Raw genomic sequence first — 22,534 nt, 5'->3', positions numbered from 1 at the left:
GCGCCCGGCTTGGTCCGGGCGCTTTTTTTTCCGGGGCAACGCGCCAGGGCAATGAACGAAGCCGCCAGATACGCCTAGGCAAGGTGTTCTCCCGCTCCCGCACGCGGGAGAGGGGAGCGAACCAGCGGTATGTCGAGGTTCGCGCCAGGGCTGATGACGCGAGCAATCTGCTTGCGTGCAAACCTTCGGCATGGCCAGCCACGCCGCCGGACCCATCCGCTACTTCGCCACCACCTGCTTCATCCCCTTCATCGCCTTCGCCCCGCCATCGGCCAGCGTCGAGGCGCCGCCCCAGTCGCCGCCCAGCGCCTTGACCAGGAACACCGCGGTCAGCATCTGCTGGCCGCGCAGTTGCGCCGCCGTGCGCTCGGCGCCGAGCAGGCCCTGCTGGGCCGTGATCACGTCGAGGTAGCCGGTGGCGCCGCCTTCGTAGCGCGCGGTGGCCATGTCGAGCACCTGGCGCGCGCTGCCCACGGCGCGCCGCTGCTGGTCGTTGGCGCGCGACAGCGCGGACAGGCCGGTGATGCCGTCTTCCACTTCCTGCATCGCGGTCAGCACCACGCGGCGGTAGTTGGCCACGGTGCCGTCGTATCCGGCCTGCGCGAACGACAGGTTGGCGCGCAGCTTGCCGCCGTCGAACAGCGTCACCGCCGCCGTGGCGCCGACCGACCACACCAGGCTGGGCAGGTTGAACAGCGAGCCGAACGCGCCGCTCTCGCCGCCGATCGCCGAGCCGAGTATCACGCTCGGATAGAACGCGGACTTGGCCACGCCGATCTGCGCGTTGGCCGCGGCCATCGCGCGTTCGGCCGAGGCCACGTCGGGCCGGCGCTCCAGCACGTCGGACGGCACGCCGAGCGGCACCGCGGGCGGCACCAGCTCGGCCACCTCCGGCGCCAGCGCGAACAGCGGCGCGGCGGTGCCGGTGAGCGTGGCGATGGCGTGCTCGAACTGGCTGCGCTGCTTGGCCAGCACGTCCACCTGGGTGAGCGTCGCGTCGAGCAGCGCCTGCTGCTGCGCCAGGTCCAGCCCGGAGGCGGCGCCGAGGTCGTGGCGCGCGCTGACCAGATCGAGCGCGCGGCGCTGCAGCGCGATGGAGCGCTGCAGCACATCGATCTCGATGTCGAGCGCGCGCAGGTTGTAGTAGTTGGCGGCGAGGTCGGTGGTCAGCAGCAGCCGCACGTTCTCGAAATCGGCCTGCGACTGCTGCGCCGAGGCCTCGGCGCTTTCGATGGTGCGCCGCACGCGGCCGGCCAGATCGAGCTCGTAGCCCACCGTGAACGAGGGCGTGAGGTCGTTCTGCACGGTGCCGAAGTTCGGCGCCGCATAGTTGGTCAGCGGGCGGTTGGCTGAGATGGCCGCGCGCTGCGCGCGCGCATTGATGCCGATCTGCGGGAACAGCCCGGCATTGGCCGCGTTGGCCTGCGAGCGGGCCTGCGCCAGGCGGGCATTGGCCACGGCCAGCGTGGGGTTGGCCGCGAGCGCCTGCTGCTCGAGCGCATCGAGGCGGGCATCGCCGAAGCGTTCCCACCAGGTGCCCTTGGCCACGCTGTCGCCGGGCGTGCTTTCGCGCCACGGCGGCTCGATCTTCCATGCCGCGGGCAGCTCGGAATCCGGCTTGCGGTAGTCGGGGCCGGCCGCGCAGCCGCCGAGCAGGATCGCCGCGGCGAGGGCCGCGGCAAGCGCCGGCGCGAGGACCGGCGACGGGCGCCGCAGCCTCATCGCTTGGCCTCCGCCGCCGGCGCGGCGCTTTGTCCCGCGCTTTGTTGTCCTGCGCCCTGCCCGGCACCTTCCGCGCCGTTCTTCGCGCCGTTCTGCGCCACCGGCGCCAGCACCACGCGGTCGCCGTTGGCGATCGAGTCGGAGGGGTTGAGCACCAGCCGGTCCTGCAGGCCGAGCCCGTCCAGCACTTCCACCGTGGTGCCGTAGTAGCGCCCGAGGTTGACCGGGCGCAGCGTCACCTTGCCCTGCGCGTCCACCACGGCCACGCGCGTGCCTTCGCCGCGGAACAGCAGCGCGTTGCTCGGCGCCAGCAGCGCCTGGCTGTTCTTGAGCGGCAGCGAGACGGTGACGTAGGCGCCTGGCAGCAGCGCGCCTTCGCGGTTGGGCAGGTTGACTTCCACCTGCATGGTGCGGGTGGTGGTGTCGATCGAGGCGGCGGTGCGCGCCACCTCGCCCTTGAAGGCCTGGCCGCGCAGCTCGACCTGCGTCACCACCACTTCCTGGCCGGGCTTGACGAGGTTGGCATAGCTCTGCGGCACGTTGACGTAGACGCGCAGCGGATCGGTCTGCGAGAGCAGGAACAGCTGCCGGTTGCCGTCGATCAGGTCGCCCACGTCGACGCTGCGGCGCGTGATGATGCCGGAGAACGGCGCCACCACGCGCTTGAAGCCTTCGAGCTGGCGCAGGCGCTGCACGTTGGCGTCGGCCGCGGCCACGTTGGCCACGCCCTGCGTCACCGCGCTGCGGCGCTCGTCCAGTTCCTGCTGCGACACCACGTCTTTCTTGCGCAGCCCTTCCCAGCGCTCCACCGTGCTGCGCGCCAGCGCGAGGCTGGAGGCGGCCTGCTCGCGCGCGGCGATGGCCTGGCTCAACTGCTGGTCGATTTCCGGGGTCTCGATCTCGGCCAGCAGCTCGCCCTTCTCCACGCGCGCGCCGATGTCCTTGGTCCAGCGCTTCACGTAGCCGTTGGCGCGCGCGGCGATGGGCGCCTGCACGTAACCCTGCAGCGTGCCCGGCAGCGCCAGCGACTGGCTGCTGCCGGTCTGCGGCAGCGCCGTCTGCACGTACTGCATGGCGCGCTCCTCGGTGCCGGTCTTGAGCGCCTTGGCGTTGGCGTAGCGGCTGATCATGGTGCGCCCGGCGCCCACCACCAGCAGCGCCAGCACCACCAGCGCGGCGATGCGCGTGCGCCGCGCCACCTCGCGCCGCTTGAGCTGCTCGTGCGGGTCCTGCCCGCCGGCCTCGTCGTCAGCCAGGTGCAGACCCAGCTCTGCATGGCGTTGTTCGGTCATTGCTTCAACCCTCTTGATGTGTGGGAGCCAGCGGCGGATGGGCCGTGCCGCCGTGCGGCTTGCGCCCGGCCAGCCAGCGATGCACGGCGGCGAACACCACCGGCACGAAGAACAGCGTCGACACGGTGGCGAACAGCAGCCCGCCGATCACCGCGCGGCCCAGCGGCGCGTTCTGCTCGGCGCCTTCGCCCAGGCCCAGCGCCATCGGGATCATGCCGATGATCATGGCCAGCGCGGTCATCAGCACCGGGCGGATGCGGGTCGCGCCCGCCTCCAGCGCGGCCGACAGCGGCGGCACGCCTTCTTCCAGGCGCTGCCGCGCGAACGACACCAGCAGAATACTGTTGGCGGTGGCCACGCCCATCGTCATGATCGCCCCGGTCAGCGCCGGCACGCTCAAGGTGGTGCCGGTGATGAACAGCATCCACGCGATGCCGGCCAGCGCCGCGGGCAGCGCGGCGATGATGACCGCCGCGTCGATCCACGACTGGAAGTTCACCACCACCAGCAGGTACACCAGCACGATCGCCATCGCCAGCCCGACACCCAGGCCGATGAACGACGACTGCATGGTCTGCACCTGCCCGCGCACCACGAGCTGCGAGCCGCGCGGCAGCTTGCCCGTCATCTGGTCCACCAGCTTCTGCACCTTGCCCGCCACGCTGGCGAGGTCGGTGCCCTGCACGCTGACGTAGATGTCGATGGCGGGCAGGATGTTGTAGCGCGACGCCACCGCCGGCTGGCGCGCGGTCGAGGCCTGCACCAGGTTGCCCAGCAGCTGCGAGCTGCCCGGGCTGGCCCCGGCCGCGGGCGCCGCGGCGTTCGCGGCGCTGCCGGCGCCGGCCACCGGCAGGTTGAGCAGCGTGTCGAGCGAGTCGATCTTGTACTGCGGCGTCTGCACCGCCACGCTGTAGACGATGCCGTTGGTCGGGTTGAGCCAGAACGCCGGGGCGGTCTGCGCGCTGCCCGACAGCGAGATCAGCACGTTCTGCCCGACGTTCTGCGCCGACAGCCCGAGCTGCTGCAGCCGCGTGCGGTCCATGTCGAGGTTGATGGCGGGATAGTCGTTGCGCTGGTGCACGTGCGCGTCGACCGCGCCGGGGATCTCGCGGATCTGCTTGACCAGCTCGCCGGCGAGCCGCGCGTTGCCCTGCAGGTCGTTGCCGGTGAACTGCACGTCGATCGCCGCCGGCAGGCCGAAGTTCAGGATCTGCGTGACGATGTCGGCCGGCTGGAAGAAGAACTCCACGCCGGGGAAGCGCTTGGGCAGCTCGGCGCGCAGCCGCGAGATGAACTCCTCGGTGGGCCGGTGGCCTTCGCGCAGCGACATCAGGATCTCGCCGTCGAGCGTGCCGATGGTGCCGGCGTTGCTGTAGGAGAGGTTGATGCCGCTGTTGGGCACGCCCAGGTTGTCGAGGATGGTCTCGAGCTGGTCGGGCGGGATCATCTCGCGGATGGCCGCCTCCACCTGGTCGGCCACGCGCGCGGTTTCCTCGATGCGGGTGCCGGTCGGCGTGCGCATGTGCAGGCGGATCTGGCCGGCGTCCACGGTGGGGAAGAAGTCGCGCCCGAGGAACGGGATCAGCGCGCACGACAGCACGCAGAAGCCGAGGAACACCGTGGCGAAGCGCTTGCGGTTGCCCAGCTGCGCCGACAGCGCCAGCGTGTAGACGCGCCGCACGTGCTCGAAGCGGCGGTCGAAGCCGCGGTACAGCCGCTGCAGCAGGCTGGGCTTGCCGCCGTCGGCGTGCGCGTGGGCGCCGCCCATCAGCAGCATCACCAGCGTCGGCACCAGCGTGCGCGACAGGATGTAGGAGGCCACCATCGCGAACACCACCGCCTCGGCCAGCGGCACGAACAGGAAGCGCGCCACGCCCTCGAGGAAGAACATCGGCACGAACACGATGCAGATGCACAGCGTGGAGACGAACGCGGCCACGCCGATCTCGCCGGCGCCGGCGTCGATCGCCTCCAGCAGCGGCTTGCCCAGGTGCATGTGCCGCTCGATGTTCTCGATGGTGACGATGGCCTGGTCCACCAGGATGCCGACCGAGAGCGCCAGGCCCCCCAGCGTCATCAGGTTCAGGGTCTCGCCGAGCGCGTGCAGCATCAGCACCGAGGCCAGGATCGAGAGCGGGATGGTCAGCCCGATGATCAGCGTGCTGCGCCAGTTGCCGAGGAACAGCAGCACCATCGCGGCGGTCAGGCCGGCGGCGATCAGCGCCTCGAACACCACGCCCTTGACCGCGGCCTTGACGAACACCGACTGGTCGAACAGCGGCGTGATCTTCACGTCGGACGGCATGATCTGCTGCGCGCGCGGCAGCATCGCGCGCAGGTTGCTGACGATGTCGAGCGTGGAGGCCGCGCCGTTCTTGAGCAGCGACAGCAGCACGCCGCGCTGGCCGTCCTGGCGCACGATGTTGGTCTGCGGCGAGAAGCCGTCGCGCACGTAGGCCACGTCGCGCAGGTACGTGGTGTTGCCGCCGATGGTGCGCACCGGCAGGTCGTTGAGCCCGGCGATCGCGTCGGGCGAGCCGTTCATCCGGACGTTGAACTCGGTCTCGCCGAGCTTGGCCGTGCCCGACGGCAGGATCAGGTTCTGCAGGTTGACGGCGTTGACCACGTCGGCCGGCGCGAGGCCGCGCGCCTGCAGCGCCTGCATGTCCAGGTCGACCGACACCAGCCGGTTCTTGCCGCCGTAGGGGAACGGCACCGCCACGCCGGGGATGGTGATGAGCTGCGGGCGCAGCAGGTTCACGGCCGCGTCGAACAGCGACTGCTCGGACAGCGTCGGGCTGGACAGCCCGAGCTGCACCACCGGGATGCTGGAGGCCGAGTACTTGATCACCAGCGGCGGCGTGATGCCGGGCGGCAGCTGGCGCAGCTGCGACTGCTCCACCGCCACCACCTGCGCGATCGCGGTCTGGATGTTGGCGGTGGGCTGGAAGAAGATCTTGATGATCGCCACGCCGTTGAGCGACGTCGACTCGATGTGCTCGATGTCGGAGACGGTGGTGGTCAGGCTGCGCTCGTTCTGCGCCGAGATGCGCTGGCCCATCTCCTGCGGCGACAGGCCGTTGTAGTTCCAGATGATGCTGATGACCGGGATGTTGATCTCGGGGAAGATGTCGGTCGGCATCTTCAGCAGCGCGAAGGGTGTGGCGAGCACGATCAGCATCGCCATCACGATAAAAGTGTACGGGCGACGCAGCGCCAGCTGGACCATGGACACGGGGCGGGTCTCTTGTGGAAAGGACAGCGGGATTCCTGCAGGACGTCGACCCGGCACCTGACCAAGGCGCGCCGGCGGCATGCCCGCGGCGAGACTTTTGCCGCGCACTGACATGCGCCGTACTGTCGACGGTGAAGGAATATAGCACGCCATTTCGTATCGCGTGGACTGCCCCGGCAATCCCCGGCAAGCGGCATGCCAAGGTGTTGCGCGCGGTGCAAATACATTCACGCAGACATTTATCCGCACCCAGAATGCATGGACATTTGCCGCGCCGCGGCGGCCGGACGCCGGCCAAACGCATAAGCTTGTGCGGCATTCTTCGTTCCCTGCCGGCCCGCGCTCGCCTACCCTGCTGCGCTTGTGCACGGATAAGGCAGGAACGGCAATGACGCAAGCATTCGACAAGGGGCGGCGCACGGTGGTGAACGCGGTGCTGGCGGCGGGCGCCGCCGCCGCGCTCGGCGTGGCGGGGCCGGCGCGCGCGCAGGCGCAGAAGCACACGCTGCGCATCGGCTACCAGAAATCGTCCACGCTGATGATCCTGCTGAAGTCGCGCGAGACGCTGGAAAAGGCGCTGGCGCCACTCGGCGCGTCGGTCCAGTGGTACGAGTTCACCTCCGGCCTGCCGCTGCTGGAGTCGCTCAACATCGGCAACCTCGACCTGAGCGCCGACGTGGCCGACGCGGTGCCGCCGTTCGCGCTCGCCGCCGGCGCCAACCTCACCTACTACGCGATCGAGACGCCCTCGCCCGAGGCGCAGGCCATCGTGGTGCGCCAGGACTCGCCGATCCGGGAGATCGCCCAGCTGAAGGGCCAGCGCGTGGCCTTCGCCAAGGGCGCCGGCGCGCACTACCTGCTGCTCGAGGCGCTCGCCGGCGCGGGCCTGAGCATCCGCGACATCGAGCCGGCCTACCTGAACCCGGCCGACGCGCGCGCCGCGTTCGAGCGCGGCAGCGTGGCCGCCTGGGTGATCTGGGACCCGTTCCTGGCCGCCGTGCAGCGCCAGGCCAACGCGCGCATCCTGCGCGACGGCAAGGGCCTGTCGAGCTACCGGCGCTTCTACCTCGCCGCCACGCCCTACGCGCAGAAGCACGCCGACGTGCTCGCGGTGGTCTACGACGAGCTGCGCCGCGCCGGCGAGTGGATCAAGCAGAACCCCGCCGCCGCCGCGCAGTGGCACGCGCCGCTGATCGGGCTGGACGCGCCCACGGTGGAGGCGGCCAACCGCCGCCGCACCTATCAGGTGCAGACCGTGGACGCGGCCTCGCTGGAAGAGCAGCAGCGCATCGCCGATGCCTTCACCAGCCAGAAGATCCTGCCGAAGAAGGTGGTGGTGGCGGACTCCCCCGTGTGGAAGCGGGCCTGAGCGCCGCGCCGCGGCGGCGCGTCAGTCCCGCGCCAGCCGCATCCTGAAATCTGGAACCATGCCTCAATCGCACCCGGCCGCCGCCACCGGGCTGCCGTCGGCCATCAGCGTCTCGCCGCGCCGCTCCACCAGCATGCGGTAGGCGTGCGGCTGCCGGTGCGCGTCGAAGTTGAAGGTGGTGCGCTTGTAGACCGCGCAGAAATCCAGGTCGCAGCGCGCGATGGCCACCTCGTCGCCCTTGGTCAGGCAGGCGCCGACCACCTCGCCCGACGGCGCGATCACGCAGCTGCCGCCGATGCTGTCCACGCCCTCCTCCACGCCGGCCTTGGCCACCCCCACCACCCACGACCCGTTCTGGTAGGCCCCGGCCTGCATCGACAGCTGGTTGTGGAACAGCGACAGGTCGTCGTGCTCGGGCGCGGGCGCGTTGTGCACCGGCGTGTTGTAGCCGATCAGCACCATCTCCGCGCCCTGCAGCCCCATGACGCGGTAGGTTTCGGCCCAGCGCCGGTCGTTGCAGATGGCCATGCCGATCTTGCCGCCGAACGCCTCGCTCACGCCGAACCCGCCGCCCGGCACGAAATAGCGTTTTTCCAGATGCTGGAAGCGGCGCCACGGCTCGTGCTCGCGATGCCCCGGCAGGTGGACCTTGCGGTACTTGCCGACGATGCGGCCCTGGCGGTCGACCAGGATCGAGGTGTTGTAGCGCGCCGGCTTGCCGGCCTCGGTCGCCAGCTCCGCGTACCCGAGGTAGAAACCCACGCCCAGCGCCCGCGCGAGATCGAACAGCGGCTGCGTCGCCGCGTTGGGCATCTCGCGCTCGAAGAAGCTGTCGATCTCGTCCTGGTCCTCGATGTACCAGCGCGGGAAAAACGTGGTGAGCGCGAGTTCCGGGTAGACGATCAGGTGCGCGCCGCAGGCATGCGCCTCGCGCATCAGTTCGCACAGGCGCCCGACCACGCGCTGGCGGCTGTCCGCGCGCGCGATCGGCCCAAGCTGGCCAAGGGCCACATTCAGGATTCTGGACAAGGAAAGGCTCCGGGAAAAAGGGAACAGCGGAAAAAGGAAACCGGTCGGCCGCGCGGCGGCGGCCTTACGGTCGATTCATGGACAGGTCACGGCCGGTCCGCCAGCTTCAGCACCACCTGCAGCAGCAGTTGCGCGCCGTTGACCAGGTCCGCCGGCTCGGTGAACTCGCGCACGTTGTGGCTCAACCCCTTGACGCTGGGCACGAAGATCATGCCGGCCGGGCACACCCGCGCCAGCATCTGGGCGTCGTGGCCGGCGCCGCTGGGCATGCGCAGCATGGACAGGCCCAGCGCCTCGCCCTCCTGCTGCACCAGCCCGGTCACCATCGGGTCGAACGCGACCGGCGCGAACCGCGCCAGCCGCGTATGCAGCAGCGACAAGCCCTGCGCCTCGCATACCTGCTCGGCGAAGGCCTGCACCTCGGCTTCCGCGCGCGCGAGCATTGCCTCGTCGGTGTTGCGCAGGTCCACCGTGAACACCGCGCGGTTGGGAATGACGTTGATCAGATTGGGCTCGAAACGGATCGCGCCCACCGTGCCGATCTGCCGGCCGCCGTAGCGCAGCGCCAGCTCGCGCACGAACACGGCGACGCACGCCGCGGCGTGGCCCGCGTCGTGCCGCATCTCCATCGGCGTGGTGCCGGCGTGGTTGGACACGCCCTCGATGCGGTACTCGGTCCACGAGATGCCCTGCACGCCCTCCACCACGCCGATCTGCACGCCGCGCTGGTCCAGCACCGGCCCCTGCTCGATATGCAGCTCGACGAAGCTGTCGACGGCGGGCCGCCCGACCGGCGCGGTGCCGGCGTAGCCGATGCGGCGCAGCTCCTCGCCCACCGTGCTGCCGTCGATGCCGGCCGTGGCCAGCGCCTTCGGCAGCGGCAGGCCGCCCACGTAGACCAGCGAGCCCATCATGTCGGGCTGGAAGCGCGCGCCTTCCTCGTTGGTGAAGAAGGCCACCGCGAGCGGGCGGCGCGGGCGCAGGCCGGCGTCGCGCAGGGTCGCCACGACCTCCAGCCCGGCCAGCACGCCGTAGTTGCCGTCATAGCGCCCGCCGGTGCGCACGGTGTCGATGTGCGAGCCGATCATCACCGGCGGCAGGTCGGCGCTGCCCGGATACACCGCGACGCCGTTGCCGATCGCGTCGATGGTGACGGTCATGCCGAGCTCGCGCATGCGGGCCACGGTCCAGTCGCGGCCGTGCCGGTCGGCATCGGTCAGGGCCAGCCGGCACACGCCGCCGCCGTCGATGGCGCCGTGCCGGGCGAACGCATCGAGGCTGGCCAGCAGCCGCTCGCCGTCGATGCGGGGACAGGCGGGCGCGCTCATGCCGCATCCTCCGCGTTGTCCATGCCATCCGCGCCCTGGGCACGGCCGGCGCGCACGCTGTCCGCGCTGCGCCCGACCAGCCGCGCGTACAGCTCGGGATCGGTGTCCGCCTCGCTGCCGATCAGCAGCAGGCGGCTGCGCGCGTCGAGGCCCAGCGCCGCGCGCGCGGCCGGGTCCTGCATCGCCGCGATGGCCGCCGCCAGCCCCGCCACGGCGGACTCGCCGGCGACGATGGCCGGGTCGCCGCCGGCCGGGCTGGCCAGCAGGCGCATGACCGCCACCGCGGCCTCGTCCTCGATGGTGCAGAAGGCGTCGGCGCCATTGGCCAGGATCTCCCACGCCAGCAGCGAGACCTCGCCGCAGGCCAGCCCGGCCATCAGCGTGTCGAGCTCGCCCGTCACCGCGGTGACGGCGCCGGCGCGCGCGCTGCGCATCAGGCAGTCGGCGCGGGCCGGCTCCACCACCACGAACACCGGCCGCGGACCCGCGCCGCTGCCCTTCCCGCTGCCCTGCTCGCGCTCCCAGAAATACGCGCACACCGCCGCGGCGAAGCCGCCCACGCCGGCCTGGATGAACACATGCGTGGGCCATTGCGGCAGCGCCTCGACCGCCTCCGCCACCATCACCTGGTAGCCCTGCATGACGTCGCGCGGCACGTCCATGTAGCCGGGGTAGGAGGTGTCGGAAATCACGTGCCAGCCCCGCGCGCGGGCGTCGCGGTCCGCCTGCTGCACGGCCTGGTCGTAGTTGCCGCCGGTGCGCACCACCTCGGCGCCGAAGGCCTCGATGGCGGCCTTGCGGCCCGCGCTGACGGTCGCGTGGATATAGATCACGCACTGGCAGCCGAACAATTGCGCGCCCCACGCCACCGAGCGCCCGTGGTTGCCGTCGGTGGCGCAGGTCACGGTCAGTTCCGCGCAGAGCCCGCGCACGGCCGGATCGGCGAGCTCGGCGATGGACAGCGCGCGCCCCAGGCGCCGGCCCAGCTCGCGGCACAGCAGCCGGCCCACCGCGTAGGCGCCGCCGAGCGCCTTGAAGCTGCCCAGGCCGAAGCGCGAGCCCTCGTCCTTGTAGCGCACCTCGGCCACGCCCAGCGCGGCCGCCAGCGCCGGCAGCGCCGCCAGCGGCGTGGGCGCGTAGCCGGCCCAGGCGCCGATCTCGCGGCGCGCGTCGGCCAGCGCCGGCGCGCCGAGGATGGCCGCGCGGCGCGCGCCGTAGGGCTCGTCGCGGCGCAGGGCGGGGTTGGGAAGCAGGGCAAGCGAGAGGGAAGGAAGTGCGTTCATGCGTCTGAGGTTCCGGTCGGGATGGCGGTCCGCGCCGACGGATGCGGCGCGTCGCGCGAGGAAAAGAGGGACGAAAAGAGACGATAAAAGGAGCAATAAAGGGAGCAAAGAGGGAGCGACGTCAGGCGTCGAGGTCGGCCAGCACCTCGTGCGCGCGCTCCACGCGCGCCATGCGCGCCCGCGAGGACTTGCGCGCGCGCCCGGCCATCGCGCCGGCCAGGTAGTTCACCAGGCTGACCGCCGCCACGTAGGAATCGAACACCTGGCCGCCGTGGTGCGAGCAGCGCAGCAGCGCGTCGGCGTCCGGCGCCAGCGCCGACACCGGCGCGTCGCTGAGCAGGATCAGCTTCGCGCCGGCTTCGCGCGCGAGCGTCACCACGCCCTTGAGGCGCCGCGTGCGCCGGCGGAAATCCACCGCCAGCAGCACGTCCTTGCCGTCGATCTCGGCGATCAGCTCGGCATCCTTGCCGGCCTGCTCGTTGAGCAGGTAGACCTCGGGGCGCACCTGCGAGAGCAGCGCGTTGGCGTAGAAGGCCAGCATGAAGCTGTTGCGGTAGCCCACCACCCACACGCGCCGCGCGCCGGCCAGCTCGGTCATCGCCACCTCGAGCGCGCGCGCGCTCAGTTGTTCCGGCAGCGCCGCGAGCCGGCTGCTGTCGAGCGCCACGTGCGCCTGCAGCGCGGCCAGTGCCGTGCTGCCGCCCTTCGCCGCGCGCGGCAGCCCGGCGTGCTCCAGCAGGAACAGCGGCGACTGCTCGGACACCTGCTCGCGCAGCGAGCGCCGGAACGCGTTGAAGTCCGCATGGCCAAGGCGCCGGAAAAAACGCGCCGCGCTGGCCTTGGACACGCCGGCCAGCTCGGCCAGCTCGGTGGCGGAATAGCTCAGCAGGTCCTTGCGCCGCGCCACCAGCACGTCGGCGAGTTTCTTCTCGGCGGCGGACAGCTCGCCGTAGCACTGCCGGATCTGGGTTTCGAGGGCGTCGCTCATGTCTGTTGGCTGCCTGGTGCCGCGCCGCGCACCAAACTGGCCGCGAGCGCACTGTTATGAAACACGAATTTCATGTTGTGGTGCATATGAAACCGTAGTTTCTTCTATGCCAGAGCCATGAGCAAATGCGATGCCAGGGCCGGGCCGGGCGCGGGCCGATGCCCCGGAAGCGCCGCCCGGCGCGGCCGCGCGGCCGCCCGCGCGGTCCCGGCCGCCGCGCCGGGCGCGCGTGGCACGCTCTTTGCCTACAGAGCCTGCCATCCCTCCCACCGACTGATGAAAGGTGTCGTAATGAAACGCAGACAGTTCACCGCCGTTGCCGGCCTGATCGCAGGCGCGGTCCTCGTGGCATCCATGCCGGCGCGCGCCGACGATTCCCTGAACGCCGTGCTCGGCAAGAAGTCGATCGCCATCGGCATCCCCACCGACTTCGCGCCCTACGGCTTCGTCGGCCCGGATCTCAAGCCGCAGGGCCTCGACGTCGCGGTGGCGCAGCTGATCGCCGACAAGCTCGGCGTCAAGGCGGAGCTGGTGCCGGTGAGCACGCCCAACCGCATCCCCTATCTGCAGACCAGGAAGATCGACCTGATCGTGTCGGCGCTCGGCAAGAACGCCGAGCGCGCCAAGGTGATCGACTTCACGGTCGCCTACGCGCCCTTCTACCAGGCCGTGTTCGGGCCGAAGTCGCTGAGCATCAAGAGTTTCGCCGACCTCGGCGGCAAGACCATCGCGGTCACGCGCGGCACCATCCAGGACGACGTGCTGCAGCAGGTCGCGCCGCCGACGCTGAAGATCCAGCGCTTCGACGACGACAACGCCACGGTGACCGCCTTCGTGACGCAGCAGACCCAGCTGCTGGCCACCGGCGCGGCCGTGGCGGCCGCCGCCATCGCCAAGAACCCGAAGGCGGACGCGGAATACAAGCTGCTGCTCAAGGACTCGCCGAACTTCGTCGGCGTGCGCAAGGGCGAGACCGCGCTGCGCGAGAAGGTCAACCAGATCCTCAGCGCCGCCAAGACCGACGGCACGCTGAACGCCTACGCCCAGCGCTGGCTCGGCCGCGGCACCGGCGAGCTGCCGGAATAAGCCTTCCGCCAGCCGCCGCCCGCGCGCCGCCACCGCCGCGCGGGCATCGCCAACCCTTGCCGCCCGACCGCATGATCTCCCTCGACTTCGCCACCGTCCTCGCCCAGTGGCCGATGCTGCTGCACGGGCTCTGGCTCACGCTGCTCCTCACGGCCTTCTCCGCGGCCTGCGGCACGGTGCTGGGCATCGGCTGCGCGTGGACCCGCATCCACGGCACGCGCGCGCCGCGCCTGCTGGTGGCCGCCTACGTGGAGTCCGTGCGCAACACGCCTTACATCGTCCAGCTGTTCTTCATCTTCTTCGGCCTGCCCGCGGCCGGCGTGCGGCTGCCCGTCGAGCTGGCCTGCGTGCTGTCGATGACGCTCAACCTCGGCGCCTACGCCTGCGAGATCATCCGCGCCGGCCTCGAGGCCACGCCGCGCGGCCAGATCGAGGCGGCGCAGAGCCTCGCGCTGGACCGCTGGCAGACCTTCACGCGCGTGGTGCTGCCGCCCTCGCTGGCGCGGGTGTGGCCGGCGCTGGTGAGCCAGGTGGTCATCGTCATGCTGGGGTCGTCGGTATGCAGCCAGATCTCCGCCGAGGAGCTCTCCTACGCCGCCAACCTGATCGCCAGCCGCACCTACCGCAGCTTCGAGGCGTACATCGTCGCGGCGGCGGCCTACTTCGCGCTCGCCGTGCTGGTGCGCGCGGCGCTCAACCGCATCGGCGCGCGCCTGATCTTTGGCCGCTGAGCCCCGGAGACACGCATGGTTGAATTTTCCTTGTGGGACGTGCTGCGCAACCTGCTGCTGGCGCTGCGCTGGACCGCGGGCCTGTCGCTGATCGCGTTCGCCGGCGGCGGCGTGGTCGGGCTGCTGTTGCTGGTCGCGCGCTTCACCCGGCTGCCGGGCGCGGCCACCGGCATCGCCGGCTACGTGCAGGTGTTCCAGGGCGTGCCGCTGCTGATGCAGCTGTTCCTGACCTACTTCGGGCTCGCGCTGCTGGGCATCGACACCTCGGCGCTGCTGGCCGCCGCGCTGTGCCTGACGCTGTACACCAGCGCCTACCTGACCGAGATCTGGCGCGGCTGCGTCGAGGCCATCCCGCGCGGCCAATGGGAAGCCTCGGCCAGCCTCGCCATGACGCCCTGGCAGCAGTTGCGCCACGTGATCCTGCCGCAGGCCGCGCGCATCGCCGTGGCGCCGACCGTGGGCATGCTGGTGCAGGTGGTGAAAGGCACCGCGCTGGCCTCGGTGATCGGCTTCGTCGAAGTCACCAAGGCCGGGCAGATGATCGCCAACGCCACCTTCCAGCCGTTCGTGGCCTACGGCGGCGTGGCGCTGCTCTACTTCGCGCTGTGCTTTCCGCTGTCGGCCTGGAGCCGGCACCTGGAGCGGCGCCTGAAAACCAACGCATGAGCCGAGCGCACACGATGCCGACACCTGACGAATCCACCACCGCCGCGCCCCCTTCCACCCCTTCCGCACCGTTCGCCCTGGTCGACATCCGCGGCCTGCGCAAGCGCTTCGGCGAGCACGAAGTCCTCAAGGGCATCGACCTGCAGATCGGCCGCCGCGAGGTGATCTGCATCATCGGCCGCAGCGGCTCGGGCAAGAGCACGCTGCTACGCTGCATCAACGGCCTGGAGAGCTTCCAGGACGGCACCGTCAGCGTGGACGGCCAGCCGCTGCGCCAGGGCGACCCCAGGGCCATGCGCGAGCTGCGGCAGAACGTGGGCATGATCTTCCAGGGCTTCAACCTGTTCCCGCACCTGAGCGCCGGGCAGAACGTGATGCTCGCGCCCACGCTGGTCGCCAATGTGCCGAAGGCCGAAGCCCGCCGGCGCGCCCGGGCCCTGCTCGAGCGCGTCGGGCTGGGCGAGAAGTTCGACAGCCATCCGGACCGGCTCTCCGGCGGCCAGCAGCAGCGCGTGGCGATCGCGCGCGCGCTGGCGATGGAGCCCGAGGTCCTGCTGTGCGACGAAATCACCTCCGCGCTCGACCCGGAGCTGGTCGGCGAAGTGCTCGGCGTGGTCGAGGCGCTGGCCGCCGACGGCATGACCCTGGTCATGGTCACGCATGAAATGCAGTTCGCGCGCAAGGTCAGCGACCGCGTGGTCTTCATGCACGACGGCAAGGTGCACGAGATGGGCCCGCCGCAGGCGATCTTCGGCGAGCCCCGCACGCCCGAGCTCAGGCAGTTCCTGTCGGCGTCGCACGGCGCCTGAACGGCGCCGCCTCAGGCCGCCGCGGCCTTGAAGCGTGCCGCCGGCTCGCTGCGCGACAGGTTCGGCCCCAGCGCCGCGCGCGCCGCCTCGAAGGCCTGCCAGTCGGCCGCCTCCGGCAGCGACGGTATCGTGACCACTTCGCCCTGGTCGAAGCCGGACAGCGATGCGTCGACCATGTCCGCGGCGCTCATCACCCACGCTTGCGGCAGGTTGTCCACCGACTGGCCCGCGACTTCCCAGAAGTCGGTGCGGGTGGCGCCGGGCAGCACCGCCTGCACGCGCACGCCGCTGGCGGCCAGCTCATGCTGGAGCGACTGCGTGAAGGCCAGCACGAACGCCTTCGAGCCGCCGTACACGCCGTTGAGCAGTTCGGGCGCCACCGCCACGATGGAGGCGATGTTGATGATGGCGCCGGTGCCGCGCGCCACGAAGGCCGGCGCCACGGCGTAGGTCAGACGCGTGAGCGCGGTCACGTTGAGCGCGATCATGGCTTCCATCTTGTCGACGTCCGACTGCAGCAGCGGAGCCGCCGCGCCGATGCCGGCGTTGTTGACCAGCAGGGTGATGCTGGCGTCCTCGCGCAGCAGCGTTTCCAGCCGGCGCACGTCGGCGTCGCGGGCCAGGTCCGCCGCGACCACTTCGACCGAGCGGCCGGTCTCGCTGGTCAGGCGCCCGGCCAGCGTGTCGAGCCGCTCGCGGTTGCGCGCCACCAGGATCAGGTCGTAGCCGCGCCGGGCGAGCCGGTCCGCGTAGATCGCGCCGATGCCGGAAGAGGCGCCGGTGATGAGGGCCGTGCCCCGGTGGGATTGGTCTGCGGTGGATTGGGTGGTTGCCATGAGGGCTCTCCGTTGTCGCTGCCGGCCCGATTGCCGGTCATCACGGAAGCAAGATTAGGCGTATAGTCCGATGGCGCCAATGTCATAGATGCCACCTTTCATGCCATCGCCCACCTTGCTGGCCGGCCGCGCCCCGCTGCGCACCGGCATCGTCGTCTATCCCGGCTTCCAGGCCATGAATCTGGCCGTCACCACGGTGCTGGAATTCGCCAACATCACCGCCGGCCGCGCGCTCTACGAGGTCGTGCTGCTGTCCGAGCACGGCGGCCCGGTGCCCACCTCGGGCGGCTTTTCCGTCACCACGATGCCGCTCGACGACCAGCCGTTCGATACCGTGCTGGTGGTCGGCGACAACGACGTCCAGCCCACGCCGCCGGCGCTGACCGCGTTCCTGCGGCGGGCCGCGCCGGCCGCGCGGCGCATCGGCGCCACCTGCACGGGCGCCTTCAACCTCGCCGAGACCGGCCTGCTCGACGGCCGCCGCGCCACCACCCACTGGTTCTACGCCGCGCGCTTCCGCCGCGCCTACCCCCGCGTCAAGATGGAGGAAGACCGCATCTTCATCATCGACGGCCCGGTCTGGACCTCGGCCGGCATGAGCGCCTGCATCGACCTCGCGCTGGCGCTGGTGGAAAAGGACGCGGGCGCCGAGATCGCGCGCCAGGTGGCGCGCAAGCTGGTGGTCTACCACCGCCGCGCGGGCGGCCAGTCGCAGTTCTCCGCGCTGCTCGAGCTGGAGCCCAGGTCCGACCGCATCCAGTCCGCGCTGGACTACGCGCGCCAGAACCTGCACGAGGAACTGTCGGTGGAACAGCTGGCGCAGGCCGCGCATCTCAGCCCGCGCCAGTTCAGCCGGGCCTTCCGCGAGGAAACCGGCCAGACCCCGGCCAAGGCGGTGGAACACCTGCGCGTGGAGGCCGCGCGGCTGATGATGGAGTCCGGGCGCCACCCGATCGACGTGGTGGCGCGCGACACCGGCTTCGGCGACCGCGAGCGCATGCGGCGCGCGTTCCTGCGCGCGTTCGGCCAGCCGCCGCAGGCGATCCGGCGCATGAACCGCGCGGAGGCCGAGGCGCAAACCGAAGCGCAAGCCGCCTGACCGGTTCGCCGCCGGCGCTATCCGCGGCCGGCGGCGAACCGGTCCGTGGCCGCCACCAGCTGGTCGAGGATGCCCGGCTCCGACCACGCGTGGCCGGCCCCTTCGACCAGATGGAAATCGGCGCCGGGCCAGGCCCGGTGCAGCGCGTAGGCATGGCGCGCCGGGCACGGCATGTCGTAGCGGCCATGCACGATCACGCCGGGAATGCCGGCCAGCCGGTGCGCGTCGCGCAGCAGCTGCCCTTCTTCCAGCCAGCCGCCGTGCACGAAGTAGTGCGTCTCGATGCGGGCGAAGGCCAGCGCGAAATGCCCGTCGCCATGCGTGGCGGAGAACGCCGGATCGGGCAGCAGCGTGATGGTCTCGCCCTCCCACAGGCTCCACGCCTTGGCGGCCTCGATCTGCTTGTCGCGGTCGCTGCCGGTCAGCAGCTTGCGGTAGGCGCCCAGCATGTCGCCGCGCGCGGCCTCCGGCACCAGCGCCTGGAAGCGCTCCCACTTCTCCGGGAACATCTCCGACACGCCGAACTGGTAATACCAGTTCAGCTCCGCCTTGCTGAGCGTGTAGATCCCGCGCAGCACCAGTTCGCTGACCCGCTCCGGGTGGCGCTGCGCGTAGGCCAGCGCCAGCGTCGAGCCCCACGAGCCGCCGAACACCAGCCAGCGCTCGGCGCCGGCCAGCCGGCGCAGCCGCTCGATGTCCTCGACCAGGTGCCAGGTGGTGTTGGCCTCCAGGCCCGCGTGCGGCGTGGAGCGGCCGCAGCCGCGCTGGTCGAACAGCAGCACGTCGTAGCGCGCGGGGTCGAACAGCCGCCGGTGCTCGGCCGAGATGCCGCCGCCGGGCCCGCCGTGCAGGAACACCGCGGGCTTGCCGCCCGGCGTGCCGACCCGCTCGTAGTAGATGACGTGGCCGTCGCCGACGTCGAGCGTGCCGCTCGCGTAGGGTTCGATCGGCGGGTAGAGCGTGCGCAGTGCGGTCATGTCGGGTTCGTCGAGGTTCAAAGGTTGCCTGCGCGAGATTGTAGACCGCCGCCCCGCCCTCCGCCCTCCGGCCCTCCGGGGTCAGGCCGCCGCGCGCGCGCCCCGCCCGTCGCGGCGCGCCGCCAGGTCCAGCGCCACGTCGACGATCATGTCTTCCTGGCCGCCCACCATGCGGCGCCGGCCCAGCTCCACCAGGATGTCGACGGTCTTCAGCGCATAGCGCGCGGCGGCGGCCTCGGCGTGGCGCAGGAAGCTCGAATACACCCCCGCGTAGCCCAGCGCCAGCGTCTCGCGGTCCACCCGCACCGGCCGGTCCTGCAGCGGCCGCACGATGTCGTCGGCGGCATCCATCAGCGTGTACAGGTCGCAGCCGTGGTCCCAGCCGAGCCGGCTGGCCGCCGCGATGAACACTTCCAGCGGCGCGTTGCCGGCGCCGGCGCCCATGCCGGCGAGGCTGGCGTCGACGCGGTCGCAGCCCTCCTCCACCGCGACGATGGAGTTGGCCACGCCCAGGCCCAGGTTGTGGTGCGCGTGCATGCCGGTCCGCGTCTCGGGCCTGAGCACGTCCTTGAACGCGCGGAAGCGCTCGCGCACGTCGTTCATGCCGAGCGCGCCGCCCGAGTCGACCACGTACACGGTCTGCGCGCCGTAGCTTTCCATCAGCCGGGCCTGCTGCGCCAGCGCGGCGGGCGTGGTCATGTGGCTCATCATCAGGAAGCCCACGGTGTCCATGCCGAGCCCGCGCGCGTACTCGATGTGCTGGCGCGAGACATCCGCCTCGGTGCAGTGGGTGGCCACGCGCACCACGCGCGCGCCGGCGTCGAAGGCCGCGCGCAGGTCGTGCACGGTGCCCACGCCGGGCAGCAGCAGGGTGGCGATCTTCGCGTGGCGCACGGTCTCGGCCGCCGCGGCGATCCATTCGAGGTCGGTATGCGCGCCGAAGCCGTAGTTGAAGCTGGAGCCGGCCAGGCCGTCGCCGTGCGCGACCTCGATCGAGTCCACCCGCGCGGCGTCCAGCGCGGCGGCGATGCGGCGCACGTCGCCGAGGCCGTACTGGTGGCGGATGGCGTGGCTGCCGTCGCGCAGCGTGACGTCCGAGATGTAGAGCTTCTTCCCGCCGGTCGGCGTGGATGGCGTGGATGGCGTGGCTTGCTGGTCCATGTCTGTCTCCGTGGGCGCGGCGCTCATGCCGCCAGCCGCGTCTGCGCCAGGCGCTCGGCGCAGGCAAGCGCGGCGCTGGTCATGATGTCGAGATTGCCGGCATAGGCCGGCAGGTAGTGCGCGGCGCCCTCCACCTCGAGGAAGATCGAGGTCTTGAGCCCGCTCGTCGGGCCCAGGCCCGGGATGTTGAGCGGCGCGGCGGGGTCGATGCGTTCGAACTGCACGCGCTGCTTGAGGCGGTAGCCCGGCACGTAGGCCCGCACGGCGGCGGCCATCGCCTCGATGCTGGCCTCGATCGCCGCCGGGTCGCCGTCCTCCGACAGCGTGAATACCGTGTCGCGCATCATCAGCGGCGGCTCGGCCGGGTTCAGCACGATGATGGCCTTGCCGCGCGCGGCGCCGCCCACCGAGCAGATCGCCCGGCTGGTGGTCTCGGTGAACTCGTCGATGTTGGCGCGCGTGCCCGGCCCGGCCGAGCGGCTGGAGATCGACGCCACGATCTCCGCGTAGTGCACGCGCGCCACGCGCGACACCGCCGCCACCATCGGGATGGTGGCCTGCCCGCCGCACGTCACCATGTTGATGTTGCGCGCCTCCAGCTGCTGGTCGAGGTTGACCACCGGCACCACATAGGGCCCCAGCGCGGCCGGCGTGAGGTCGATCACCTGCACGCCGTGCGCGCGCAGGACCGCGTCGTGGCGCGCGTGGGCGCCGGCCGAGGTGGCGTCGAAGACGATGCGGATGTCGCCGAAGCCCGCCATCCCCACCAGCCCCTCGATGCCCTCGGCGGTGGTGGGCACGCCCAGGCGGGCGGCCCGCGCCAGCCCGTCCGAGGCCGCGTCGATGCCGGCCATCGCGCCCATCTCCAGGTGCCTGGCCTGGCGCATCACCTTGATCATGAGGTCGGTGCCGATGTTGCCCGAGCCGAGGATGGCAACCTTGTGCCTGCCGCTGGCTTTCGTGTCCATGCCGGTTCTCCTTCGCCGCCTCAGCGGCCCAGTTCCTTCGCGGTCTTGCCGGCGATGCCGAACTGCGTGTTCGGCACCTCGGTGATCATCACGCGCACGCTTTCGACGGGCGCGCCGATCGATTCCACCGCGGCATCGGTGAGCGCGCGGATGAGGCGCGCCTTCTGTTCTTCGGTCCGGCCTTCGATCAGGAAGACTTGCATGATGGGCATGGTGCTTGGCTCCGGTTGGATGTTGGATGTTGGATGTTGGATGTTGAATGTCGGGGGCGGGCCGCGGGCGCCGCCCGCGGCCGGGCATGGCCGCGCGCCCCGCCGTGCTCAGGCGAAGCGCATCGATACCGTGCCCAGATGCTGGTAGCGCGCCGTGATGCAGTCCCCCGGCGCCACCGCGATGGCCTCGGTCACGCCGCCGGTCATGATAAAGGTGCCGGCCGGCAGCGCGCGTCCGCGCGCGCCCAGCATGTTGGCCAGCATCGCCACGCTGCTGGCCGGATGCCCCAGCACCGCCGCGCCGGCGGCGGTGGCCACCACCTCGCCGTTCTTCTCCAGCACCACGCCGAGGTTCTTCAGGTCCAGCCCCCCGGCGCGGCGGTGCGTGCCGCCGGCGACGAAGCGCGCCGACGAGGTGTTGTCGGCGATCACGCTCTTGAGGTCGAAGCGGAACTGCTCGTAGCGCGAGTCGATCACCTCCACCGCCGGCAGCACGAAGTCGGTGGCGGCCAGCACGTCGCCGATATGGCAGCCGGGCCCGCGCAGCGGCCGCCGCAGCACGAAGGCGATCTCCGCCTCCACCTTGGGGTGGATCAGCGCGGCGGTGTCGATGACGCCGCCGTCCATGCACGCGCCATAGTCGGTGAGAAAGCCATAGACCGGCTCGGTCACGCCCATCTGGCGCATCTTGGCGAACGAGGTCAGGCCCATCTTGAGCCCGGCCACGCGGGTGCCGCGCGCCTCCTTGCGCGCGCGGATCGCGTCCTGGATGGCGTAGGCGTCGTCCCAGTCCATGCCGGGATGGGCATCGGTGATCTTGCGTACCGGCTCGCGCTTGAGCTCGGCGTCTTCCAGCAGCCCGGCGAGCTGCGCGATGGTGTCTTGGGTCAGGTTCATGGCGAATTCCGGAACGGCAGGCAAACGGGGTTCACACGAAGCGCACACCGGCCGAGCCGATGCCGCCCAGGCTGATGCGAAGCTGGTCGCCGGCCTTGACCGGCACCATCGCGGCCAGCGAGCCGGACAGGATCACCTCGCCCTGCTTCAGGCCGAGGCCCAGGCGCCCGAGCGTGTTGGCCAGCCACGCCACCGCGTTGGCCGGATGGCCCAGCGCGGCCGCGCCGGCGCCGGTGGCGACGATCTCGCCGTTCTTCTCCAGCGTCATGCCCACGGTGCCCAGGTCCAGCCCGCACGGGTCCACCGCCGCGTCGCCGAGCACGAACACCCCCGACGACGCGTTGTCCGCCACGGTGTCCTGGATGCGGATCTTCCAGTCGCGGATGCGCGAGTCGACGATCTCGAAGCACGGCAGCACGCAGGCGGTGGCGCGCAGCACGTCGGCATTGGTCACGCCCGGCCCTTCCAGGTCCGCCTTGAGCACGAAGGCGATCTCGCCCTCGGCCTTGGGCGCGATCAGCGTATCGGCGGCGATCGCCGCGCCGTCGCCGTGGACCATGCCCGACAGCAGGTGGCCGAAGTCCGGCTGGCGCACGTCGAGCATGTCCATCACCACGCGGCTGGTCACGCCGATCTTCTTGCCCACCACTCGCTCGCCGGCGTCGATGCGATGCCCCACCATCGCGAGCTGGATGCGGTAGGCGTCGTCGATGGACAGGCCCGGCCAGGTTTCGGTCAGCGGCGCCAGCGGCGCGCGCGCACGCAGCGCCCGGTGCAGGCTGGCGCCGGTCTCGCGGATCTGCGCCTCGGTGAGCTTGTCCTTCATCGTCTCGTCTGGTTTGTCGT

General features: G+C 71.1%; 20 protein-coding genes. 6 read left to right on the top strand and 14 right to left on the bottom strand.

The window, feature by feature from the left end; translation table 11 throughout:
- Positions 1 to 219: 219 nt before the first annotated feature.
- From KF708C_RS08400 to KF708C_RS08390, 3 genes are read right to left on the bottom strand one after another with little or no spacing between them, the layout of a single operon-like run.
- The gene (locus tag KF708C_RS08400; RefSeq protein ID WP_059411455.1) at positions 220 to 1,722 is read right to left on the bottom strand and encodes an efflux transporter outer membrane subunit; all 1,503 of its coding nucleotides are present in this window, start codon (positions 1,720 to 1,722) and stop codon (positions 220 to 222) included.
- Positions 1,719 to 3,014, bottom strand: a complete 1,296-nt coding sequence (locus KF708C_RS08395) for an efflux RND transporter periplasmic adaptor subunit (RefSeq protein ID WP_059411454.1) — start codon at positions 3,012 to 3,014, stop codon at positions 1,719 to 1,721. Before KF708C_RS08395 ends, KF708C_RS08400 begins: the two co-directional genes overlap by 4 nt.
- A 4-nt stretch (positions 3,015 to 3,018) precedes the next feature.
- Positions 3,019 to 6,249, bottom strand: a complete 3,231-nt coding sequence (locus tag KF708C_RS08390) for an efflux RND transporter permease subunit (RefSeq protein WP_020203460.1) — start codon at positions 6,247 to 6,249, stop codon at positions 3,019 to 3,021.
- 388 nt (positions 6,250 to 6,637) lie between these two features.
- On the opposite strand from KF708C_RS08390, the gene KF708C_RS08385 reads away from it, so the two are divergent.
- Positions 6,638 to 7,618 carry an aliphatic sulfonate ABC transporter substrate-binding protein gene (locus tag KF708C_RS08385; protein WP_020203461.1) on the top strand — a complete coding sequence of 327 codons (981 nt, stop codon included), beginning with the start codon at positions 6,638 to 6,640 and terminating at the stop codon, positions 7,616 to 7,618.
- Positions 7,619 to 7,681: 63 nt separating this feature from the next.
- On the opposite strand, the gene KF708C_RS08380 is transcribed toward KF708C_RS08385, so the two are convergent.
- The 4 genes from KF708C_RS08380 to KF708C_RS08365 all read right to left on the bottom strand — a co-directional run bounded on the left by KF708C_RS08380 (position 7,682) and on the right by KF708C_RS08365 (position 12,246).
- A complete protein-coding gene (locus KF708C_RS08380) occupies positions 7,682 to 8,647 on the bottom strand; it encodes an N-carbamoyl-D-amino-acid hydrolase (protein WP_059411453.1) in 966 nt (321 codons plus the stop codon).
- Positions 8,648 to 8,733: 86 nt separating this feature from the next.
- Complete coding sequence (locus tag KF708C_RS08375; RefSeq protein WP_059411452.1) at positions 8,734 to 9,975, bottom strand: Zn-dependent hydrolase; 1,242 nt, start codon at positions 9,973 to 9,975, stop codon at positions 8,734 to 8,736.
- On the bottom strand, positions 9,972 to 11,258 hold the full coding sequence (locus KF708C_RS08370) for a diaminopropionate ammonia-lyase (protein ID WP_059411451.1): 1,287 nt from the start codon (positions 11,256 to 11,258) through the stop codon (positions 9,972 to 9,974). Before KF708C_RS08370 ends, KF708C_RS08375 begins: the two co-directional genes overlap by 4 nt.
- 121 nt (positions 11,259 to 11,379) lie before the next feature.
- Entirely contained in the window at positions 11,380 to 12,246 is an 867-nt protein-coding gene (locus KF708C_RS08365; protein WP_059411450.1) for a MurR/RpiR family transcriptional regulator, read from the bottom strand.
- 291 nt (positions 12,247 to 12,537) lie between these two features.
- Between KF708C_RS08365 and KF708C_RS08360 the strand changes: the two genes are divergently transcribed.
- The 4 genes from KF708C_RS08360 to KF708C_RS08345 all read left to right on the top strand — a co-directional run bounded on the left by KF708C_RS08360 (position 12,538) and on the right by KF708C_RS08345 (position 15,538).
- Complete coding sequence (locus KF708C_RS08360; RefSeq protein ID WP_020203466.1) at positions 12,538 to 13,332, top strand: transporter substrate-binding domain-containing protein; 795 nt, start codon at positions 12,538 to 12,540, stop codon at positions 13,330 to 13,332.
- Positions 13,333 to 13,403: 71 nt separating this feature from the next.
- Complete coding sequence (locus KF708C_RS08355; RefSeq protein ID WP_059411846.1) at positions 13,404 to 14,063, top strand: amino acid ABC transporter permease; 660 nt, start codon at positions 13,404 to 13,406, stop codon at positions 14,061 to 14,063.
- A 15-nt stretch (positions 14,064 to 14,078) separates the two neighbouring features.
- The gene (locus KF708C_RS08350) at positions 14,079 to 14,729 is read left to right on the top strand and encodes an amino acid ABC transporter permease (RefSeq protein WP_059411449.1); all 651 of its coding nucleotides are present in this window, start codon (positions 14,079 to 14,081) and stop codon (positions 14,727 to 14,729) included.
- 14 nt (positions 14,730 to 14,743) lie between these two features.
- Positions 14,744 to 15,538 carry an amino acid ABC transporter ATP-binding protein gene (locus KF708C_RS08345; RefSeq protein WP_059411448.1) on the top strand — a complete coding sequence of 265 codons (795 nt, stop codon included), beginning with the start codon at positions 14,744 to 14,746 and terminating at the stop codon, positions 15,536 to 15,538.
- A gap of 11 nt (positions 15,539 to 15,549) precedes the next feature.
- Here KF708C_RS08345 and KF708C_RS08340 read toward each other — a convergent pair whose 3' ends face one another.
- Positions 15,550 to 16,374, bottom strand: a complete 825-nt coding sequence (locus KF708C_RS08340) for an SDR family NAD(P)-dependent oxidoreductase (RefSeq protein WP_059411447.1) — start codon at positions 16,372 to 16,374, stop codon at positions 15,550 to 15,552.
- A gap of 100 nt (positions 16,375 to 16,474) precedes the next feature.
- On the opposite strand from KF708C_RS08340, the gene KF708C_RS08335 reads away from it, so the two are divergent.
- Positions 16,475 to 17,473 (top strand): GlxA family transcriptional regulator, encoded by a 999-nt coding sequence (locus tag KF708C_RS08335; protein WP_059411446.1) that lies wholly within the window; start codon positions 16,475 to 16,477, stop codon positions 17,471 to 17,473.
- Between the two features lie 17 nt (positions 17,474 to 17,490).
- On the opposite strand, the gene pip is transcribed toward KF708C_RS08335, so the two are convergent.
- The 6 genes from pip to dmpE all read right to left on the bottom strand — a co-directional run bounded on the left by pip (position 17,491) and on the right by dmpE (position 22,514).
- Complete coding sequence (gene pip, locus KF708C_RS08330) at positions 17,491 to 18,450, bottom strand: prolyl aminopeptidase (protein WP_059411845.1); 960 nt, start codon at positions 18,448 to 18,450, stop codon at positions 17,491 to 17,493.
- A gap of 81 nt (positions 18,451 to 18,531) precedes the next feature.
- A complete protein-coding gene (gene dmpG / locus KF708C_RS08325) occupies positions 18,532 to 19,611 on the bottom strand; it encodes a 4-hydroxy-2-oxovalerate aldolase (protein WP_059411445.1) in 1,080 nt (359 codons plus the stop codon).
- Positions 19,612 to 19,634: 23 nt separating this feature from the next.
- A complete protein-coding gene (locus tag KF708C_RS08320; RefSeq protein ID WP_020203474.1) occupies positions 19,635 to 20,579 on the bottom strand; it encodes an acetaldehyde dehydrogenase (acetylating) in 945 nt (314 codons plus the stop codon).
- 20 nt (positions 20,580 to 20,599) lie between these two features.
- Positions 20,600 to 20,791 carry a 2-hydroxymuconate tautomerase gene (locus KF708C_RS08315; protein WP_020203475.1) on the bottom strand — a complete coding sequence of 64 codons (192 nt, stop codon included), beginning with the start codon at positions 20,789 to 20,791 and terminating at the stop codon, positions 20,600 to 20,602.
- A gap of 108 nt (positions 20,792 to 20,899) precedes the next feature.
- Positions 20,900 to 21,688 (bottom strand): 2-oxo-3-hexenedioate decarboxylase, encoded by a 789-nt coding sequence (dmpH, locus tag KF708C_RS08310; protein WP_020203476.1) that lies wholly within the window; start codon positions 21,686 to 21,688, stop codon positions 20,900 to 20,902.
- Between the two features lie 31 nt (positions 21,689 to 21,719).
- Positions 21,720 to 22,514 (bottom strand): 2-oxopent-4-enoate hydratase, encoded by a 795-nt coding sequence (dmpE, locus tag KF708C_RS08305; RefSeq protein WP_059411844.1) that lies wholly within the window; start codon positions 22,512 to 22,514, stop codon positions 21,720 to 21,722.
- Positions 22,515 to 22,534: the final 20 nt, after the last annotated feature.

Origin of the sequence: Cupriavidus basilensis (assembly GCF_000876015.1) — a bacterium.
Classification (GTDB): domain Bacteria; phylum Pseudomonadota; class Gammaproteobacteria; order Burkholderiales; family Burkholderiaceae; genus Cupriavidus; species Cupriavidus basilensis_B.
The sequence above is the reverse complement of the archived record's forward strand: the minus strand, read 5'-3'. Positions and strand labels throughout refer to the sequence as shown.

Bases quoted from the DNA above. Each gene is read 5' to 3' on its own strand.
- KF708C_RS08340 (WP_059411447.1), bottom strand. From the start codon at position 16,374: ATGGCAACCACCCAATCCACCGCAGACCAATCCCACCGGGGCACGGCC.
- KF708C_RS08370 (WP_059411451.1), bottom strand. From the start codon at position 11,258: ATGAACGCACTTCCTTCCCTCTCGCTTGCCCTGCTTCCCAACCCCGCC.
- KF708C_RS08345 (WP_059411448.1), top strand. From the start codon at position 14,744: ATGCCGACACCTGACGAATCCACCACCGCCGCGCCCCCTTCCACCCCT.
- pip (WP_059411845.1), bottom strand. From the start codon at position 18,450: ATGACCGCACTGCGCACGCTCTACCCGCCGATCGAACCCTACGCGAGC.
- dmpH (WP_020203476.1), bottom strand. From the start codon at position 21,688: ATGAACCTGACCCAAGACACCATCGCGCAGCTCGCCGGGCTGCTGGAA.
- dmpG (WP_059411445.1), bottom strand. From the start codon at position 19,611: ATGGACCAGCAAGCCACGCCATCCACGCCATCCACGCCGACCGGCGGG.
- KF708C_RS08360 (WP_020203466.1), top strand. From the start codon at position 12,538: ATGAAACGCAGACAGTTCACCGCCGTTGCCGGCCTGATCGCAGGCGCG.
- KF708C_RS08375 (WP_059411452.1), bottom strand. From the start codon at position 9,975: ATGAGCGCGCCCGCCTGTCCCCGCATCGACGGCGAGCGGCTGCTGGCC.
- KF708C_RS08315 (WP_020203475.1), bottom strand. From the start codon at position 20,791: ATGCCCATCATGCAAGTCTTCCTGATCGAAGGCCGGACCGAAGAACAG.
- KF708C_RS08385 (WP_020203461.1), top strand. From the start codon at position 6,638: ATGACGCAAGCATTCGACAAGGGGCGGCGCACGGTGGTGAACGCGGTG.
- KF708C_RS08365 (WP_059411450.1), bottom strand. From the start codon at position 12,246: ATGAGCGACGCCCTCGAAACCCAGATCCGGCAGTGCTACGGCGAGCTG.
- KF708C_RS08320 (WP_020203474.1), bottom strand. From the start codon at position 20,579: ATGGACACGAAAGCCAGCGGCAGGCACAAGGTTGCCATCCTCGGCTCG.
- dmpE (WP_059411844.1), bottom strand. From the start codon at position 22,514: ATGAAGGACAAGCTCACCGAGGCGCAGATCCGCGAGACCGGCGCCAGC.
- KF708C_RS08350 (WP_059411449.1), top strand. From the start codon at position 14,079: ATGGTTGAATTTTCCTTGTGGGACGTGCTGCGCAACCTGCTGCTGGCG.
- KF708C_RS08400 (WP_059411455.1), bottom strand. From the start codon at position 1,722: ATGAGGCTGCGGCGCCCGTCGCCGGTCCTCGCGCCGGCGCTTGCCGCG.
- KF708C_RS08355 (WP_059411846.1), top strand. From the start codon at position 13,404: ATGATCTCCCTCGACTTCGCCACCGTCCTCGCCCAGTGGCCGATGCTG.
- KF708C_RS08335 (WP_059411446.1), top strand. From the start codon at position 16,475: ATGCCATCGCCCACCTTGCTGGCCGGCCGCGCCCCGCTGCGCACCGGC.
- KF708C_RS08395 (WP_059411454.1), bottom strand. From the start codon at position 3,014: ATGACCGAACAACGCCATGCAGAGCTGGGTCTGCACCTGGCTGACGAC.